An 18,370-nucleotide genomic window follows, 5' to 3' on the forward strand; every position below is an offset into this window, starting at 1 on the left:
CTGACCCACCGCCTTCGCGAGCAAGCCCGCTCCCACATGGATTTTGCGGTGTTAGCTGTGTTAGTTACAGGTCCTTCAGAATATCCGCCATGTCGTCGGCGTGTTCTTCTTCCTGGGCCAGGATGTCTTCGAAGATCCGGCGAGTGGTCGGGTCTTTGTCACCGATGTACTGGATGATTTCGCGATAGCTGTCTACCGCGATGCGCTCGGCCACCAGGTCTTCGTAGACCATCTCCTTCAGCGTATTGCCGGCCACGTACTGCGCGTGGGAATTCTTCGACAGCAGGTCGGGGTTGAACTCCGGCTCGCCACCCAACTGCACGATACGCTCGGCCAACTTGTCGGCGTGTTCGGCTTCCTGGGTGGCGTGCTCGAGGAACTCCTCGGCGGCGACATGCGCCTTGACGCCATTGGCCATGAAGTAGTGGCGCTTGTAGCGCAGCACGCACACCAGCTCGGTGGCCAGCGATTCGTTGAGCAGACGCAGGATTTCCTGGCGGTCGGCGTCATAACCTTCGGTCACGGCACCGTTTTCGACGTTCTTGCGGGCGCGGTCACGTAAAGTGGCTACGTCAGACAAATGTGAGTCAGTCATCTCATTCTCCTGGTACTAATCCGGTTTTGCGCCACGCTCTGCCGGCGTGATCGCTCCAAGTTGTGAGTCCCAGGCAACGCAAAAAGTTTTATCGGATTTTACAGAGCGTGCCCCGACAGCCGCGCTTCCTCCTGCAACCACTCAAAAAACGCCCGGACCGGCGGGTGCCGTTCCCGTCCCGGTACGCACAGGGCGCTGTAGCCGGCGCCGTTGACGCGGACCTGTGGCCGGTAAGGCACCAGCAACCCGCTGGCGACGCTTTCCGAGACCAGGATATTGCTCGCCAGCACCAGGCCCTGGCCGGCGATGGCCGCTTGCAGGGCGTAGTGTTCTTCGTCGTATTCGCGCAGCGGCGAAGCGGATTGCAACCAGTCTTCCCCGGCCTTTTCGCACCAGGCCTGCCAGCCCAGGGCGTACAGCCTGGAGTTGTGCCAGCGCACGCTGATCAGGGTCGGGGTGCGCTCGCGCGCCAGGGCGACTTGTTCGGGGGAGCCATACACGGCGAAACATTCGTCGAACAGGCACAAACCGTAGAGGTTCGTGTAGTCGTCGATGCTGTAGCGGATCACCAGGTCGACGCTGGCATCCTGCTGTAAATCGACCACGGCGCAGTTGGTGTCCAGGCGCAGGCTGATATCCGGATGGGCGGCATAGAAGCGCCCGAGTCGCGGCACCAGCCACAGAGCGGCAAACGCCGGCGTAGTGGAGAGCGTGAGATTGCCGGCGCTGCGTTGCGGGCGCAGGGTGTCGACGCTTTGCGCGACGTCCAGCAAGGCGCCGTGCAGGCTGTGGAACAGGCGCTCGCCGCGTTCCGTCAGGCGCACCTGGCGCGGAAGGCGCTCGAACAGTGGCACGCCGAGCCAGGTTTCCAGGGAGCGAATCTGGTGGGACACCGCCGTCGGCGTGACCGACAACTCCTGGGCGGCGGCCTTGAAACTCAACAGGCGCGAGGCCGATTCAAAGGCGCGCAGGGCGGTCAGGGGCAGCGAAGCAAACATGTGTGGCTCCATGGATGAATTCAGTTCATCCAAAACAACTATTGCTCATTTGTGAGGGTGGCCGCTCGGTTCTAGATTTATGCGCAACAGAGGCAGCCATTCAGGTTGCCTGAGTCTAGCGTGTGAAGGCCTACAGATGAAAAAAATACTTGCGATCCATTCCAGCCCCCGCGGCGAACGTTCCCACTCCCGGCGCCTTGCCGAGGTGTTCCTGGCCGCCTGGCACACCGCCAATCCCGACGCGCAGCTGACCCGCCGCGAAGTGGGCCGGGCGTCTATCCCCCACGTCAGCGAAGCGTTCATTGCCGCCAGCTTCCACCCGGAGCCGCAGGCGATGCCGTTGTCCATGCACGCCGATTTGCAACTGAGCAATGAGCTGGTAACCGAGCTCGTCGAGCACGAACTGCTGGTGATTTCCGTACCGATGTACAACTTCGGGATTCCCAGCGGCCTCAAGGCCTGGATCGACCAGATCGTGCGCATGGGCCATACCGTGGACATCACCCAGGACAGCCAGGGTATCGCCCAGTACCAGCCGTTATTGTTGGGCAAAAAGGCCTTGATCATCACCAGTCGCGGCGGCAGCGGCTTTGGCCCGGGCGGGGAAAACGAGGCGATGAACCACGCCGATCCGCACCTGCGGACCGCGTTGGGGTTCATCGGCATTGAAGACGTCACGGTGATCGCCGCAGAAGGCGAAGAGTCCGACCCGAGCGTTTTCCGCCGTTCCTGCGATGCAGTCGAAGGGCAACTGCGCGACTTGGCCGGGAGCTTCTGAAGTGTCGTGGCTTTTCCTGCTGATCGCCGCCGGCTTTGAGGTGACCTTCGCCATGGGCATGAAGTACGCCGACGGCTTCACCCGGCTGTGGCCGTCGCTGGTCACCGTCATCGCGGCCGTGGGCGGGATCTACTTCCTGACCCTGGCCATGCGTGAGTTGCCGGTGAGCGTGGCCTACCCGATCTGGACTGCCATCGGCTCACTGGGCACGGTGTTTCTCGGGTTCGCATTGCTGGGGGAGAGCCTGACGCTGATCAAGCTGGTGTCGGTGGGCTTGATCGTCGCCGGAGTGGTGGGGCTCAAGTAGCTTCCTGCGCGCTGACATTACTGCGAACCGGCGTCGTCCAGCGCTCCGACAAAATCACCCCGCCCAGGGTCAGGAAGCCGCCCACCAGGTGATACAGCGCCAGTTGCTCCTTCAACACCACTGCGGCAATCAACGCGGTGATCAGCGGCAGCAGGTTGAAAAACAGCGTGGTGCGGCTTGGGCCGAGGGTCTTCACCGAATGCATCCAGGCCAGCGGCGCGAGCATCGAGGCCAGCAGGCAGGCGTACAGCACCAGCGGGATATTCGACCAGCCAAGGCCGGCCTTGTCGGAGAGCAGGAACAGCGGAAACAACACCACCACCGCCACCAGCACCTGCAGATACAGCAACACCAGTGGCGGCAAGCGCAGCTGCCATTTTTTCAGCAGGGTGCTGTAGACCGCGTAGGCGAGGGTGGCCACCAGCATCATCGCGTCACCCATATTCAGCCCGTGTTGCAGCAGGGCGCTGAGACTACCGGCGGAAACCACCACTACCACGCCGGCAAACGACAGGACGGCACCGGTCAGGGCGCCGAAGGTCAGGCGCTGGCCAAGGCTGATGATTGCGGCGGTGAGAGCCATCAGTGGCATCAGCGAGAGGATAATGCCCATGTTGGTGGCCGAGGTCAGGTTCGCGGCGTAATACGCCAGGCTCTGGTACACCGCCATGCCCAGCACGCCGAGGATGAAGATCTTGCCCAGGTTGGGACGAATCAGCGGCCAGTTGGCGATGACGGGTTTGAGCATGAACGGGGTAAACAGCAGGCCGGCCAGCAGCCAGCGGTAAAAACCGATCTCGGCAGGGAAAATCGTCCCCACCGCGAGTTTGTTGACCACGGTATTGCCGGCCCAGATAAAAATGGCCAGTAACGGATAAGCGTATTGCATCGAAAAGAACCAGTTGCGTCTATGAGCGGTGATTATCCTTTGTCTGGATCGAAGCCTATACTTCGATCCAGCCATCCGACCTTTGTATCCAGACAACATGCTCAAGAAGTACATCAACCTTCCCGATTTTGACCAGTTGCCGGCCCCGGTGTATTTCCGTTATTCGGAATTCGAGGCTGACACCCATGCCAGTGCGCACCAGCATGCCTGGGGTTCCCTGGACTACTCGGCCCGTGGCGTGATGCGCTTTGAAGTGGCTGGCAGTCGCTTTATGTCGCCGCCGCAATATGCGGTATGGATCCCACCCAACACCCAGCACAGTTCCTACAACGCCCAGGCGATCGTCTACCGCTCCGTATATCTGGCGCCCGCCTTGTGCGAGCAATTGCCGGCGCAGCCGTGCACCCTGACCATCAGCGATATCCTCAAGGCGATCCTCAGTGATTTCGCCGAGCGTGATGTCAACATTCCCGAGAACGAAGCCGACGTGCGCCTGGCCCAGGTGCTGGTGGACCAGCTCAGGCAGGCGCCGGTGCACGATTGTTTCCTGCCGTATGCCAGCCATCCCGGGTTGCTCAGTGTGCTGGAGGGCATGCAGGCCGACCCTGGCGATAACCGCGCGCTGGCCCAGTGGGCGCAGCAGGTGCATGTCAGTGAGCGCACCCTGGCGCGGCAATTTGTGCGTGAGCTCGGGATGAGCTTCGGCGAATGGCGCCAACGCCTGCGGTTCCTGGCGTCGATCGAAGCGCTGGACAGCGCGCGCAGTGTCCAGGAAGTTGCGTTTGACCTGGGCTACAGTACGGCCTCGGCGTTTATCGCGATGTTCCAGCGCCAGGCCGGCTGCACGCCGGAGCAGTATCGCCGGACCCATATACGCGGCAGGAAGGTGTAACAGGGTTTGACTACACTGCTGGGGAGGCCGTGCCCCTCGGCACGGTAACAGGGAGAAAACTCCATGAAGATGCTGCGTATTCCGCTGTTGATGATGGGCCTGCTGCTGTGTTCCCAAGGCTTTGCCGCGACTGCCGCACAGACGGCTCAGCAACAAAAAATGACTACTTGCAACGCCGAAGCCAAGACCAGTGGCAAGACCGGTGATGATCGCAAGGCGTTCATGAGCAACTGCCTCAAGGCGGCCCCGGCGGCCAACGACGCCAAGACCCTGACCCCCCAGCAACAGAAGATGAAAGATTGCAACGCCACCGCGAAAACCCAGGCGCTGACCGGCGATGCGCGTAAAACCTTTATGAGCACCTGCCTGAAGAAATAATGATGCAGAACTCTGTGGGCGCTGGCTTGCCTAAGATTGCGACCTGACAGTCGATGCCTTTGTTGGCTGACCCACCGCCATCGCAGGCAAGCCAGCTCCCACATTGGACCGCGTTTAGACTTCTCGCTTGATTCACCCAACGCTGGCAGACTGCCCATCCTTTAACGCCGTTCGTTTTGAGGCTGTATGCCAACGTTTTCTCAGCGTCACGTGTTGTTGTTGGTCAGTTGCGTGCTGATTTTTGGCGGGCTGCTGCTGGTTTTGCCATTGAAGTTGCTGCCGAGCCTGCTGGCCGGGCTGCTGGTGTATGAGCTGGTCAACATGCTCACCCCGCAGTTGCAGCGGTTGATCGAAGGCCGGCGTGCGCGCTGGTTGGCGGTAGCCTTGCTGGGGACCTTGATCGTCAGCATCCTGACCCTGATCTTTGCCGGGGCCATCAGCTTCCTGCTGCACGAAGCGGAAAACCCCGGGGCTTCCCTCGATAAGTTCATGGGCGTGGTCGACCGTGCCCGCGGCCAGTTGCCGCCGTTCCTCGACGCCTACCTGCCGGCCAGCGCCGCCGAGTTCCGCGTGGCCATCGGCGAATGGCTGAGCAAACACCTCAGCGAACTGCAACTGGTGGGCAAAGACGCCGCGCACATGTTCGTGACCTTGTTGATCGGCATGGTGCTGGGGGCGATCATCGCCCTGCAACGGGTGCCGGACCTGACCAAGCGCAAACCCCTGGCGGCAGCGCTGTTTGATCGCCTGCACCTGCTGGTCCAGGCCTTTCGCAACATCGTTTTCGCGCAGATCAAGATCGCCGCGCTGAACACCGCGTTCACCGCGATCTTCCTCGCGGTGGTGCTGCCGTTGTGCGGGATCCACCTGCCGTTGACCAAGACGTTGATCGTGCTGACGTTCCTGCTGGGCCTGCTGCCGGTGATCGGCAACCTGATGTCCAACACCCTGATCACCATCGTGGCCTTGTCGCTGTCGATCTGGGTGGCGGTGGCGGCGTTGGGCTACCTGATCGTGATCCACAAGGTCGAGTACTTCCTCAACGCGCGGATCGTCGGCGGGCAGATCAGTGCCAAGTCGTGGGAATTGTTGCTGGCGATGCTGGTGTTCGAAGCCGCGTTCGGCCTGCCGGGGGTGGTGGCGGGGCCGATTTATTATGCGTACTTGAAGAGTGAGTTGAAGCTGGCGGGGATGGTTTAGGCATTGATGTTGCCTGGACTGGCCCCTTCGCGAGCAAGCCCGCTCCCACATTTGACCGAGTTCCAACTTTGGAATGCAGCCGAATGTGGGAGCGGGCTTGCTCGCGAAGGGCGCGCCACGGTTTCAGCTAAAACTCAGTAGCCGTAGCGCTTGCTGGCCTCAATCGCCAGACCACTGCCAATACTGCCAAAGATGTTCCCTTCCACATGCTGCGCATTCGGCAGCATCGCCGAGATGCTGTGGCGCAGCGCCGGAATCCCGCTGGAACCCCCGGTAAAGAACACCGTGTCCACCTGGGCCACGTCCACCGAGGCGTCGTTGAGCAGTTGCGTCACCGCATTGCGCACCCGCTCCAGCAAGCCATCGATGGCCGACTCGAACAACGCCCGGCTCAATTCCACGCTCAACCCCGGCTCGACCCGGTCCAGCAACACATGGCGGCTGTCCTGCCGGGTCAGCTGGATCTTGGTTTCTTCCACTTCCATCGCCAACCAGTGCCCGGCGCGTTGCTCGATCAGGTTGAACAGGCGGTCGATGCCACCCGTGTCCTCGATGTCGTAGCGCATGCTGCCCAGCGCCAGCTTGGATTTCTGCGAGTACACCGAGTTGATGGTGTGCCAGGTCGCCAGGTTCATGTGGTGGCTGGTGGGCATATAAGCGCCGCTCTTCATGCGGCTGCCGTAGCCGAACAGCGGCATCATGCCGGCCAGCGAGAGCTGCTTGTCGAAGTCGGTACCGCCGATGTGCACACCGCCGGTGGCGAGGATGTCGTCGTGGCGGTTGTCGATCTGGCGGCGCTCGGGCGACAGGCGCACCAGGGAGAAGTCGGAGGTACCCCCGCCGATGTCGACAATCAGCACCAGCTCTTCTTTCTCGATGGTGGACTCGTAGTCGAAGGCCGCGGCAATCGGTTCGTACTGGAACGAGATGTCCTTGAAGCCGATCTTGCGGGCCACGTCCACCAGGGTGTTCTCGGCTTCCTGGTCGGCCATCGGGTCGTCGTCGACGAAAAATACCGGACGGCCCAGCACCACTTCGTCGAACTCACGCCCGGCGGTGGTCTCGGCGCGGCTCTTGAGTTGGCCGATAAACAGCGCCAGCAGGTCGGTGAACGGCATGGCCGTGCCCAATACACTGGTGTCGTGCTTGATCAGCTTGGAACCCAGCAGGCTCTTGAGCGAGCGCATCAGCCGGCCTTCGTAGTTTTCCAGGTACTCGTGCAGGGCCAGGCGACCGTACACCGGGCGGCGCTCTTCGAAGTTGAAGAACACCACCGACGGCAGCGTGATCTTGTCGTCCTCCAGCGCGATAAGCGTTTCCATGCCGGGACGAATCCAGCCGACGGTGGAGTTGGACGTGCCGAAGTCGATACCGCAGGCACGGGCTGGGGATGGGTTTTTCATGTCAATCGGGTTCCGGTTGAAAAACGGCCGCGCAGTGTATGCCACCCGCGTGCAGATGCGTAGGCCGACTATCCGCTAAATACAACGCACTTGTTACCTTGAAAGCCCGGCCTTTGCCCCCAAATCCTCCCCATACGGTTGGTGGCTGCAGGATTCTGCCCGCAGCGCCGATAAACTTCTGACGCACCCTTCGGTCACAAGATTGAGATCGGTCAATCCAGACGCCGCAAACAGGCGCATGCTGTGACGCTGGCAGTGCGATATCGATAATGGATGGTGATGCCCCCGATGGACTTCAAAGACTATTACAAGATTCTCGGTGTAGAACCCACCGCTGACGACAAGGCGATCAAGGCCGCCTATCGCAAGCTGGCGCGCAAATATCACCCGGACGTGAGCAAGGAAAAGGACGCCGAAGCCAAGTTCAAGGACGCGTCCGAAGCCTATGAAGCGCTGAAAAGCGCCGACAAACGCGCCGAATACGACGATCTGCGCAAATACGGCCAGCATGGCCAGCCGTTCCAGGGCCCGCCAGGCTGGCAGAGCCGTGGCGGCTACGGTGGCGGTGGCCAGGACACCGGCGACTTCTCGGACTTCTTCAGCTCGATCTTCGGTTCGCGCGGCAATGGTTTTGGTGGTGCCCAGGGCCGCAGTGCCGGGCGTCGAGGGCAAGATGTGGAAATGGAACTGCCGGTCTTCCTCGAAGAGACCCTGTCCAACGAGTCCAAGCAGGTCAACTTCCAGGTGCCGCAATACAACGCGGCCGGCCAGCACGTCAGCAACACCACCAAGAGCCTGAACGTGAAGATCCCGGCCGGTGTGGCCGACGGCGAGCGCATCCGCCTCAAGGGCCAGGGCGCGCCTGGGATTGGCGGTGGTGCCAATGGTGATCTGTACTTGATCATCAAGTTCGCGCCACACCCTAAATTCGATGTGGAAGGTGAGAACCTGATCATCACCCTGCCACTGGCCCCGTGGGAGCTGGCGCTGGGCACGGAAGTGGCGGTGCCGACCCTCACCGGCAAAATCAACCTCAAGGTGCCGGCCGGCAGCCAGAACGGCCAGCGCATGCGCGCCAAGGGCCATGGCTTGTTGAACAAGGCCGGGCAGCGCGGTTATCTGTTTGTGCAACTCAAGGCGGTGATGCCGAAAAACACCGACGACGAGGTCAAGGCGTTGTGGCAGGAACTGGCACAAAAAGCCGCCTTCGATCCAAGAGAATCATGGAGTAGCTAACGATGAGCAGTCCCCGTTTGGTTCAAGTGAACATGGCAGAATTCTGTGAGGCCACCGACCTGTCGGTGGCCTACGTGATCGAAATCGTCGAGCACGGCATCGTTGAACCGGTGGGGACCAGTCCCGAGTCCTGGCGCTTCACCGATTATGAACTGGCCCTGGCCAAGCGCGCCTCGGCGCTGCAAAAGGACCTGGAGCTGGAATGGGAAGGCGTCGCCCTGGCGCTCGACCTGCTGGAGGAAGTCCAGCAACTGCGGGCCGAGAACCAGATGCTCAAGCAACGGCTGGGGCGGTTGGTGCAAACGCCCTGAATCCATCAGGTGATGCTGCAGCGCGCCTTGCACGGCACCCAGTCGCGCAGGGTCAGCGAGCGAATCAGTTGCGCCTCGTCCACGGCCAGTTGCAGTTGCACATTTTCAGCCTGGGTTGCGTATGCCTCATCACTGAGGGCGCCCGCATCGTGTTCCTCGGATAACGCATTCAAGCGCACGTCATGGGGCTCCCTCAGGACGCTGAACTCATCGTCATAATGGTTGCGAATAAAGGCCTGCCAGAATTCGCGGCCTAACAGCGACTGTACGAGCTTCTTGGAGTTGTCCAGTTTTTCGATTGTGATGGCGGCATTATTCAGGATATCCGGCGCTACCTGTCCCGTTGCGAGGTAGCGGGCATCGTTGGGCTGACCGGGCAGGCCGAGGCGGCGGGCCAGGCCCATGCGATAGGCCAGGCGAATTTCAATATCTTCCAGTTTTTCCAGGGCGGCGACTTTTTGTTCAGGGGTCATGGTCGACGTGCGAATCATGCCTTCTCGAACCCGAATGTCTGCGCTGGCTAATTTTTCCACCTCGTCCAGGCGAAAAAGACCTTTGGCCAAGGTGTAGAGTGCCGGTCCCGCCTCGCCATCGGCGGCATAGCGCGTGGCTTGCCACGTCAGCACCTTGGTCTCCATGTCACTGAACACCAGGGCCGACCGATCGCCGCAGCGCGGGTCACCCGCCAGGTTGAACAGCTCTTCACGCAAGCCATCGTCCCGGGCCGCATCGAGCAATTGCCACAGGCGCGATTGCAGGTCGGTATAGCGGCTGCGGTACTCCGCCGATTCTTTGAGGTTGTCGAGGATGTCGAGGAAGATCTGCGAACCGGGTTTCTCGGCAATCGACTCCCACAGGCTGCGTCGTACGTCGATTTCCTCGGGTGACAGACCATCCATCCAGTGCTGGTATGCCGGCTCCGGTGTGTCGTCCACGATCTGTTCTTGAGGCGCGTGAACCTCGACTGTAGCGGGCTGTGGCGCCCGATAACGCATCGCGCCGGGCTGCCGGCCCGCTGCTGCCTCGCGGTGGAGCAAGGTTGCATTGCTCCAATACTCGACCAACTGCCTGCGGGCTTCGGTGCTCAGCGGGTTGCCGTCGATAAAGGTGACGTTGTTGACGTAGATGAATGCCTCGGCCTCCTCGGGCAGCGGGTTGACCAGGGACTCGGGCAACTGCGTGATGCGGTTCTGCGCCAGGTTAACGATGTCCAACGCCTGATGTGGCCCCAAGCCCTGCGGCCACTCGGTGATCCCGGTGTTTTTCAAATTCACCCTACGCAGGTTCGGCAGGGTTGCGAAGTTGGGGGTACGCGCCAGGGGGTTGCGGCTCAGATTGATGATCTTGAGTGAGGTGAGCCCCTCCAGCAGATCCACGTCGGCCTCGCTCAGGGAAAGTTGGTTGCTCCTGAGGTCCAGGCGGGTAAGCCGAGTCATCCGGGCAACGCTGGGCGGGATTGAACGCAACTCTCCGTACGACAGGTCGAGCCAACGGGTGTGACTGAAGTGGCCGAGAAACTCATCCAGGCCGTAAACGGATTGCATGCCCTGAAGCTTGATTGACCCAACGTGGCTGAAATCTGCTTCCAGCGCAGGCAAGTCGCCGACTCTCAAACCGAGTGCTTCAAGGGTGTAGCCGGCGGGAGAACCATCTTGGGCCAGCACTTTGGGAGTCATGCGCCGCCAGCACGCCTTGAGGTCTCGAGCGAATTGCTGGCGATGGTTGGCATCCCCTGCACGCAGGTTTTCGCTGTCGGCAGCCACCAGGAACCGTTGTGTGGCCCAGGCGTTCAGTTGGGTGCTCAAGGTTTGCCACTCGCCTTCCAGGCGCGTCAGTTCAGCCGGCGCCCCGTCGCCTGCGTGCAATACGAATTGCTCGTTTTCCTCCTCGCTGTAGCCGGGAAACAAGTCCCTTATCCGCCGCATTTCGTCGGTGTGGCTCAAGGGTACTTCGAAGGCGCCAGGCTGGCCGCCGTTGCGCCAGCCCGGGCGAGTTTGTGCCAGGCGAGCGATGTACGCCCGCATCTGCTGATTGGCTTGCGGGGTGAATGGGTTGTCACGCAGGCGGGTCATGCGGTTGAGACGGATGCTGGCTTCCACGTTTTCGGGGGCTGGGTTGAGCAGGCTGTCGGGCACCGCGCTCAGGTGATTGCCGGACAGGTCGACTTCTCTCAGCTCCGGCAGTTCCAGCAGGCCTGTGGGCCACTGATTGATCCGGGTGTCACGCAGCTCCAGCTTGCGCAGTCGTAGCAGCGGGCTGAAATCCGGCAGGGTGCCCAAGGGGTTGTCGTTCAGGCACAGTTCTTCCAGGCGGCTCAGGCCGGCCAGTTGGCCGGCGCTGATTTCGCTCAGGCGGATGGCATTTTTCGACAGGTCCAGGTGCGTCAGCGCCTTCATGGCCGTAATAGCTTCGGGCAGTTCGGTCAGTGTGTGGCGTCCGATACCGCCGACTTGTTTGAGGGTCAAACGTTTCAGATTGGGGAAGTTGCCAAGGAACTGCCCGGGGCCGTCGGTGAAGCTCACGTAGTCGAGAACCAACTCCTCGACATGGGCAAAATCGGCGTTGAGTTTGGGCAGGTTCACCTGGGCGCTGATTTCCAGTCGGCGCCCGGTGTATCCCCCGGCACGATCCACGGTCTGTCGGCGCCAGCAATCTCTTAACGCATCGGCCACTGACTGCTCCCGGCCTCCCGGGTTTACCTCAAATGGACGCCGGCTCGTATCTTCTCGGGCACTGCGTTTCACCCAGTCCTTGAGTGCGCGTTTGAGGGCGGCGTATTGGTCTTCCCGGCGCGTCAACTCAGTGCGCGCATCGCTCCCGAGGGTCTCGATGAAGGCTGTGGCCTGCTCGTCGCTGAACCCCGGATACAGCTTGCGCACCCGCGTATGGGTGCTGCGCAATTGAGTGAGTTTGTGCAGCGGGGAGCCGCCCCGCAGGCGCAGGTCTCCTGCCAAGGGTTTGCGCAGCACCGGGTATTCCAGCAGCACCGAGCGCAGCTCGTCCCGGGCCAATGGCGTTTGCCGCACCCGTTGCTTCAAGGTGCCGGCGTCCCGTGCGGCTTCGCCAAGTGCTCGACGCTGGCCCTGTTCAAGACGTGCCAGAACGGCGCCATACAGGTCGGTGGCGCCGAACGCCCCGTCTTCACCCATCGCCAGCATCAGCGGCGGTGCGTCGGCCTCTGGACCGACGGCGTCGATCAGTGGCCCCTGTTCGCTGCCCAAGCGGATTTCCACCCGCAGGCTCGGGTCCCAACCCGGCAAGCTGGGCAGGGTATGCAGGGCCAAGCGCAGGCTGTCCTGGCTCTGCAGGGTGTCGAGGAACAAGCCTTCATAGGCCCGCGCAATGCGCACTTGCTGCTGGCTTTCGCGCGCCAGGGCGGTGAGCCTTGGTGACAACTGCTGATGGCCACTCAGCGCAGTTAAATCCGCGTCCGTGGCGGTTTCCAGCAACTGCCTGGCAACCTCCGCCGGCAGGCCGGAAAACCTGTCAATGAGCTGCTGTACCGGGGGCGAGCGAGTCAGGTTATGGGCGCGGTAATCCGCGTCGAATAGCGAGGTCCGACTGTCCCGGGCAGCCTGGGCAACTTCGCGGCGCCACAGCATCGTCTGTTCGTCCAGCACCCGGGGAGTCGGGTCGAGGACCGCCGGATAGGTCAAGCCTCGGTGCGCCACCACGCGCTCGGTGATCGCCGGGTCGGCCAGCGCATAATCCAGCGGGTCGTCACTGCCCATCTTCTCGATAAAGGTCTCGATCCGCTGATGGATGCCAAAGCGCGCCAGGCTGTCACTCAACAGGGCGGGCGGCGGTTGCAGGTCCACATGCAGTTGGCGCAGTTGATCGGCGCGAGTGCCACTGGCCAGGCGTGCCTGTTCCAGTTGTGCGTCGCTCAAGCCCCGTGTGCGATAACCCAGGCGGCGCATCAGCGCCGGGCCGTCCCAGGTCAGCGGTTCTTCGCCTTCATGCAGCCAGGCACCCGCGCCGTTATGCGCCACCTGCGGGGCATAAGCGTCGGAGCGTGTGGGGTGTTGTATGCGATAGGTGTCGCCGTCGGGCTCGGGTTTGACGGCATACAGGTGATCGTCGAGGGGCAGCAGCGGCTGCTGGTCGTGGCTGTGCAAGCCCAGGTCATCAAACGTGGCGTCCTTGGGCAATACGACGGGGCTGCGATAAGGCGTAAGGTCCGGCTTCCACAGCCGCTGCTCGCCACCTGGCAAACGCACCGGCTTGAGCCCTTGTACCAACGCGGGTGTAGGCGGTGCAGCGAGCTTTTGCAGGCCTTTCCCTGCGCCGGCCAGCAGCGCCATGGCGGCCAGGTTTTGCGCGACGTCGAACCAGTGCGTCTTGGCCGTGTCCCGGTCGCCTTCGCCCCAGTCGATCACACCTTCGAAGGTTTCGTAGAGCAATTGGCCCGCCATGGCGGCCAGCATGATTTCGCCGAGCACCGGGACGAACGCCAGTCCCAGGCCGAGCACGGTAGCGCCGGCCTCCAGCCAACGGGCGATTTTTTGCCCGCGCACCCGGGCGTCGACATCGGCGGTGGGCACTGCCTGGTCGCGCGCATCGCCGAGGGCCTTGTCGCGGCCATGCTCAAACAGGTTGGCCCACAGGTCGACGTTGTCAGCCCACAGGCCCTGTCTTGAGACCACCATCAGGTACAGGTCGGGAGCGCCCGTCTTCACCACCCTGCAGCCGGCTTTCGGGGGCGGAAGCGACTGGGGCATGACCGTCGTAGTCAATACCGGGAAGGCCAGTTGCAGCATCGTCTGGGTCACCGGCGAACGCGCTACTGCGTCGACGGCGGCGGTGGAGTCCGCAGCGGGTTCGGTAAACCGGTTGAAGAACGCCGGCTTGTCGTGTTCATTGAGAAACTGGCTGAAAAAATGCTGGTAGCTCGTGGGCGTCGGGCGGTTGTTATTGCCGGATTCGCTTGGCGCTTTGTCGCGCGCCGCCCACTGGCGGTTCAGTTCGGTTTTCAGCGCATCAAGGCTGTTGTAGCGCTTGAGCGGGTGCTCCGGATCGTGGGGCAGGTAGACGATGAAGTCGGTGGCATAGCGATATTTTTCCACCGGTGTAAACACCACGCTTCCCATGAGCGCGCGGTCCATCACGCTCAGGCAACTGAACCACACCGGCTTGCCGCCCAGCGTCGGGTTGCGTTCGCCGTCGACCACCTTGAGCACCATGGTGAAGTCATCCGGGAGAATGTCCTGCTTGAGCAGCGCCAGGTACGCCGCAGCCCTGAGGGCATCCTTCTGGCTGGTGATCACGGCGTCGCGCAACCGGGTGGCGGCCGTCTCGTCGGTGGGCAGTAATGTTTCCTTGAGGTGCGCCTGGTAGCGGGCACCCACGTCCAGCGTACGGCACAGCCTGATAAAGGCGGGTACGGTCAGCGCCGGGCTGATCCTGGGAGAGGCGCCTTCCCGGTCCGGGTATTGGGTGAACCCGGAGGCAGGATCGAATGCGCCGTCTTCACCTTCACTGGCTTCAAAGTTATGCAGGGCAGCCTGCACCAGCGACACCTCCAGTACTTTGTATTCGCCGGCCTTGATCCCCAGGGTGCCGAGCCTCAGCGGCTCATACAAACGAAGAGAGGTGCCTTCGACATCCACGGTGAGGTTGAATTGTTCTTTCAGCGCGCCGTTGAGCAGGCCTATGGCGAAGGGCTTGAGTGCCTGGACGTTGGCCAGGTGTTTATCCACCGCGTGTTGGGATTTGAAACTGGTTTCATTGAACGCCTTCAAGGTTCTTCGCTGCAGCGGCGACAAGCTGTCCATCCACTGCACCTGTTCGAGCCTGGCCTGTTTCAACGCTTCTATGCGGTGGGCCGGCGCCTGTACCAGCCAGTCCGGAATGGCCTGGCGAATGAACGCACTGTTGTCGTCGGAAGATGAGAGGGGAGTAACGGAGGGGGCATCCTGCATGGGGGCATTCCTTTGGGTAAGCAAAGGAAAAAGGCTACTGAAAACCGCTGTGGATTAATAAGTCGAAAAGCCGCTGGATAGCACGCAATAGTTAACGCATCGGCCCCGGATTACCTATGGATCGACGACTTAATTACCCCATGGAAATCCCCCCCGTGTGCATCAAGCCTGCCAGCGCTTTTTGAGTGTTCGTCCAGGGGGGGCAATCCGTTCAAATAGCTACCGCCGAGTGCCGGGGGCGACTGATTAAGGTCATTGCCTTAATTTCCCTATCGGTACTCGTTTATGCCAGCACCTCAAGCCTCCACCTCGCTCCTGCCGGGCGGCGAAGGGCGTCACTATGCACAGATCAAAGCCGCCATCCCCGAAAGCCTGGTCAGCGCATCTCCTGCCCTGCGTGCAGCCATCACGCAGGCCAAGCCAGAGATCCCCGCCTGGTATGCGGCCACCACCCCGGCACAGAAGGCTGCGCTGCAAAACCTGTTGGAGGCGAGCATCAAGTCTCACACTGCACTGGAGCAAGCGACCGGCAAGGTGCAAGAGGTCAACGCCTTCGCCCGGCCATTGCTTGAAGCCGCGTTGAAGGCCGCCGGGTTTGAGCTGGACGTCAACCAGGTGCATCTGCGCCTCTATGTACCGGTCGAAGGTCTAGCGACAGGCTACCGGACCAAGACTTTGTCCCTGTTGCAAGCGGCCTTGAACAATTTTGAAGCGCGCGAGACCCGCGCCGGGTTCTTCGACAGTGCTTCAGGCTTTATCACCGCTCCCGGCGCGGATGGCCGTTTCGAGCGCCATACCACGACCCTGACGATCGAGACCTTCGCCCGGTTATGCCGCGACCTGGACCTGGGCAGGCTGTACCAGGAACACCTCACCACCTACCTGCTGCCCGTGCAAACCGTGTCCAGGAACCTGCTGCGTGAACGCTTTATCACCCGGCAAAAGGACGCCTTCAGAGCCGCCGCCTACGTGGCGTTGCTCAAAGGTGATATTCGCAGCGACGACTACGCGCTACTGCTGCGCATCGCCAATGGCGAGCGACGCATCAAGCACGAAGGCAAGCAGGTCTGGCACCGCTGGCCCAGTATCATGGAACTGCAAATGCACGGCTGCCTCATGATCGACCCGAGCGTGGAGCATGGGTATGGCACCTGGCTTATCGTCTACATCCCCGACCACCCCGAGCACCCCATCAAGCGCTACAAAACCTTTGCCGACTATGCAGAGGAAACGACCCGTGAGCTGACCGCTTACAGGCCAGAGGACTATTGGGACAGCAGGGGGGTTCAGGTCACGGCCCACCAACAGTTTTTCTCACGGTTCATCGGGAAAAAATACCTGGCTTACTACTACGGGCGGTTCACCGAGAAACGCGTCGATGAACCGCAAAGGCGCGTGGCCCTGGGCCCTGATCCAGCGTGGCGACAGTACTACGCAAGAAAATCCCTTACCGAACTCCAGGCGATCAACGCCGTCATAAAGTCCCCGCGACATATCAGCCGCACGCCGCAGGACCAGCCAAACCTGAACCTCAACGCCCACCCGATCAAGGGGCTGTGGATCGACGTCGACCCTTGGGACGAGCTGTACGCCGACATGCGCAAGCGCGCACTCGACGATGGGTTGAGCATGGCGATACCCACCGCTCACACCGACGCGGCTGGCCACGACCGGCGGATGGCGCATCTGATGAACATCGGCCTGTTCACCTTGAATCTGGTGTCGATGTTCATTCCGCCCTTGGGTGCACTGATGGCGGTGGTCACGGCCGGGCAACTGCTGTACGAAGTACTGGAGGGCGTGGTTGAACTCGGCCAGGGTGACCGCGAGGCCGGCTGGGCGCATATCGCTGACGTGCTGGAAAATCTCGCGCAACTGGCGGTGGGCGGCGCTGCGTTGCATATCAGCGTGTCGCCGTTTATCGAAGGACTCAAGGCGGTCAGGCTGCCGTCGGGCAAGGCCCGCTTGTGGAAGCCGGACCTTGCGCCCTATGCGCAGGACATCCGACTGCCGGCAGGCTCGGTTCCCGACCAGGCGGGACTACATACCGTCAATGGGCGCCAGGTCGTGTCGGTGGACGGCAATCGCTACGCCGTGACCGCGCAAGACGAACCGGGCGTGTACCGGGTCCAGCACCCCAGCAGGCCCGAGGCGTATGAGCCTCAGATCGTCAACAACGGTTCTGGCGCCTGGACCCATGAGGCCGATGAGCCCCTGACGTGGCAAGGTGCTCCGCTGATGCGGCGACTGAGCCATGTAATGGAAGGCCTGAGCGATACGCAGTTGGAGCAGGTGCGCAAGATCAGTGACACCGATGAAAGCGTGCTGCGCCGGCTGTACGTGGAAAGCGAGCCCACTCCGGCCATCACACTCGACACGGCGGTGCGCATGCGGGCTTACGGGCGTGCCGAAAGCTTGAGCGGGCAGATCCTTGCGGGGTCGATGTCGATGGACCTGGGTAGCTACGCCGCGTCGTTGATGGTGGAAATGACCGGCTGGCCGCCCGGCAGGACCATCGAAGTATTTGACGGCCAGGGCACCAGCAGGACAGCTGCGTTGTATGGCCAACCTCATGCGCCCGGGACGGAACTGATCAGCATCAGCCGCATAGACCTGTTCGGCGGCAAGCTGCCGGCGTTGATCGTCGAGAGTTTGCCCGAGGAGCAGCTTAAAAACCTGCTCGGCCAGCATATGCCCTACGGGGCCGCGCTGCGTAGCCAGGCGTTGCAGGAACGGCTGGGGATCTATGCCAAACAGTCCCTGCGGCGGGTGTTCGACAGCCTTTACCTCGGGCGGTCATCGCCTGGCAGCGCCGAACTGCAACTGTTCGCGCGCGACTTCAAAAGCCTGCCACCGGTCATGGTCGAGGAACTGCTGGAAGGTGCCAGCCCCTCGCAGCGGGCGAGCCTGGTCAACAATCGCAAGATTCCCCTGGAGCTGGCGCAGCAAGCACGCCGGCAACTTGGGCATCTGCGTCTGGCCCGGGCGTACGAAGGGCTTTATCTGGACGAGTTGGCCAATGTCGACACCGAAGCGCTGGCGCTCAACACGCTGGAGCGCCTTCCTGGCTGGCGAAACGACTTGCGCATTGAGGTTCGCGAAGGCTCCCTGGCCGGAAGCCTGCGTGCCGGCTATGGCCCACCCGAGTCCGCGCACCGCAAGGTATTGGTGCACAGGGGCGATGGACGCTACGAGGCGTTTGACGCACGAGGACAAAGCCTGCATGTCGTCGACAATCTGTACGGCGCCTTGCAACATGCCCTGCCAGACACCCACCGCCAGTCTCTGGGATTGCCAGGCATTGGGCAGGGGCCGGAGTTAAGAGCCAAAATCCAGGAACATGCCCTGTCGCGCGGTGCCTTGCGCAAGGTGCTGCAGATGCAACCCGCCCAACCGTTCTTCAAACCGCTATCGCAGTTGTCGGGCGGCAGGCGTGGGTACCCCTTGAGCGGGCGCGGCGGG

Annotated in this window: 13 protein-coding genes; 8 read left to right on the forward strand and 5 right to left on the reverse strand. The window is 61.9% G+C overall.

The window, feature by feature from the left end; all coding sequences use genetic code 11:
• Positions 1-64: 64 nt before the first annotated feature.
• Positions 65-595, reverse strand: a complete 531-nt coding sequence (locus HX786_RS26795; protein WP_003217418.1) for a bacterioferritin — start codon at positions 593-595, stop codon at positions 65-67.
• A gap of 98 nt (positions 596-693) precedes the next feature.
• Entirely contained in the window at positions 694-1,605 is a 912-nt protein-coding gene (locus tag HX786_RS26800; RefSeq protein WP_085984661.1) for a LysR substrate-binding domain-containing protein, read from the reverse strand.
• A 124-nt stretch (positions 1,606-1,729) separates the two neighbouring features.
• Between HX786_RS26800 and HX786_RS26805 the strand changes: the two genes are divergently transcribed.
• Entirely contained in the window at positions 1,730-2,371 is a 642-nt protein-coding gene (locus HX786_RS26805; protein ID WP_178912834.1) for an FMN-dependent NADH-azoreductase, read from the forward strand.
• A 1-nt stretch (position 2,372) separates the two neighbouring features.
• Positions 2,373-2,678 (forward strand): multidrug efflux SMR transporter, encoded by a 306-nt coding sequence (locus HX786_RS26810; RefSeq protein WP_102367994.1) that lies wholly within the window; start codon positions 2,373-2,375, stop codon positions 2,676-2,678.
• On the opposite strand, the gene HX786_RS26815 is transcribed toward HX786_RS26810, so the two are convergent.
• Entirely contained in the window at positions 2,671-3,567 is an 897-nt protein-coding gene (locus HX786_RS26815; protein WP_178912835.1) for a DMT family transporter, read from the reverse strand. The genes HX786_RS26810 and HX786_RS26815 overlap by 8 nt on opposite strands.
• Positions 3,568-3,664: 97 nt before the next feature.
• On the opposite strand from HX786_RS26815, the gene HX786_RS26820 reads away from it, so the two are divergent.
• The 3 genes from HX786_RS26820 (at position 3,665) to HX786_RS26830 (ending at position 6,037) form a co-directional block, all read left to right on the forward strand.
• Complete coding sequence (locus tag HX786_RS26820) at positions 3,665-4,459, forward strand: helix-turn-helix transcriptional regulator (RefSeq protein WP_003217407.1); 795 nt, start codon at positions 3,665-3,667, stop codon at positions 4,457-4,459.
• 63 nt (positions 4,460-4,522) lie between these two features.
• On the forward strand, positions 4,523-4,837 hold the full coding sequence (locus tag HX786_RS26825; RefSeq protein WP_003217404.1) for a PsiF family protein: 315 nt from the start codon (positions 4,523-4,525) through the stop codon (positions 4,835-4,837).
• A 186-nt stretch (positions 4,838-5,023) separates the two neighbouring features.
• Positions 5,024-6,037: an AI-2E family transporter gene (locus HX786_RS26830; RefSeq protein ID WP_003217402.1), complete on the forward strand. Its 1,014-nt coding sequence runs from the start codon at positions 5,024-5,026 to the stop codon at positions 6,035-6,037.
• Between the two features lie 134 nt (positions 6,038-6,171).
• Here the strand turns inward: HX786_RS26830 and HX786_RS26835 are convergent, their stop codons facing one another.
• Positions 6,172-7,440: an Hsp70 family protein gene (locus tag HX786_RS26835; protein WP_003217400.1), complete on the reverse strand. Its 1,269-nt coding sequence runs from the start codon at positions 7,438-7,440 to the stop codon at positions 6,172-6,174.
• Between the two features lie 288 nt (positions 7,441-7,728).
• Between HX786_RS26835 and HX786_RS26840 the strand changes: the two genes are divergently transcribed.
• Both HX786_RS26840 and HX786_RS26845 read left to right on the forward strand, forming a co-directional pair.
• Positions 7,729-8,676, forward strand: a complete 948-nt coding sequence (locus HX786_RS26840) for a DnaJ C-terminal domain-containing protein (RefSeq protein WP_008439071.1) — start codon at positions 7,729-7,731, stop codon at positions 8,674-8,676.
• Positions 8,677-8,678: 2 nt separating this feature from the next.
• Positions 8,679-8,987 carry a chaperone modulator CbpM gene (locus tag HX786_RS26845; RefSeq protein WP_003217397.1) on the forward strand — a complete coding sequence of 103 codons (309 nt, stop codon included), beginning with the start codon at positions 8,679-8,681 and terminating at the stop codon, positions 8,985-8,987.
• Between the two features lie 5 nt (positions 8,988-8,992).
• On the opposite strand, the gene HX786_RS26850 is transcribed toward HX786_RS26845, so the two are convergent.
• Positions 8,993-14,908 (reverse strand): NEL-type E3 ubiquitin ligase domain-containing protein, encoded by a 5,916-nt coding sequence (locus HX786_RS26850; protein ID WP_178912836.1) that lies wholly within the window; start codon positions 14,906-14,908, stop codon positions 8,993-8,995.
• A gap of 285 nt (positions 14,909-15,193) precedes the next feature.
• Between HX786_RS26850 and HX786_RS26855 the strand changes: the two genes are divergently transcribed.
• On the forward strand, positions 15,194-18,370 hold a 3,177-nt coding region (locus HX786_RS26855), incomplete at its 3' end, for a dermonecrotic toxin domain-containing protein (protein WP_372847444.1).

This window comes from Pseudomonas sp. 21615526, assembly GCF_013386245.1.
GTDB lineage: Bacteria > Pseudomonadota > Gammaproteobacteria > Pseudomonadales > Pseudomonadaceae > Aquipseudomonas.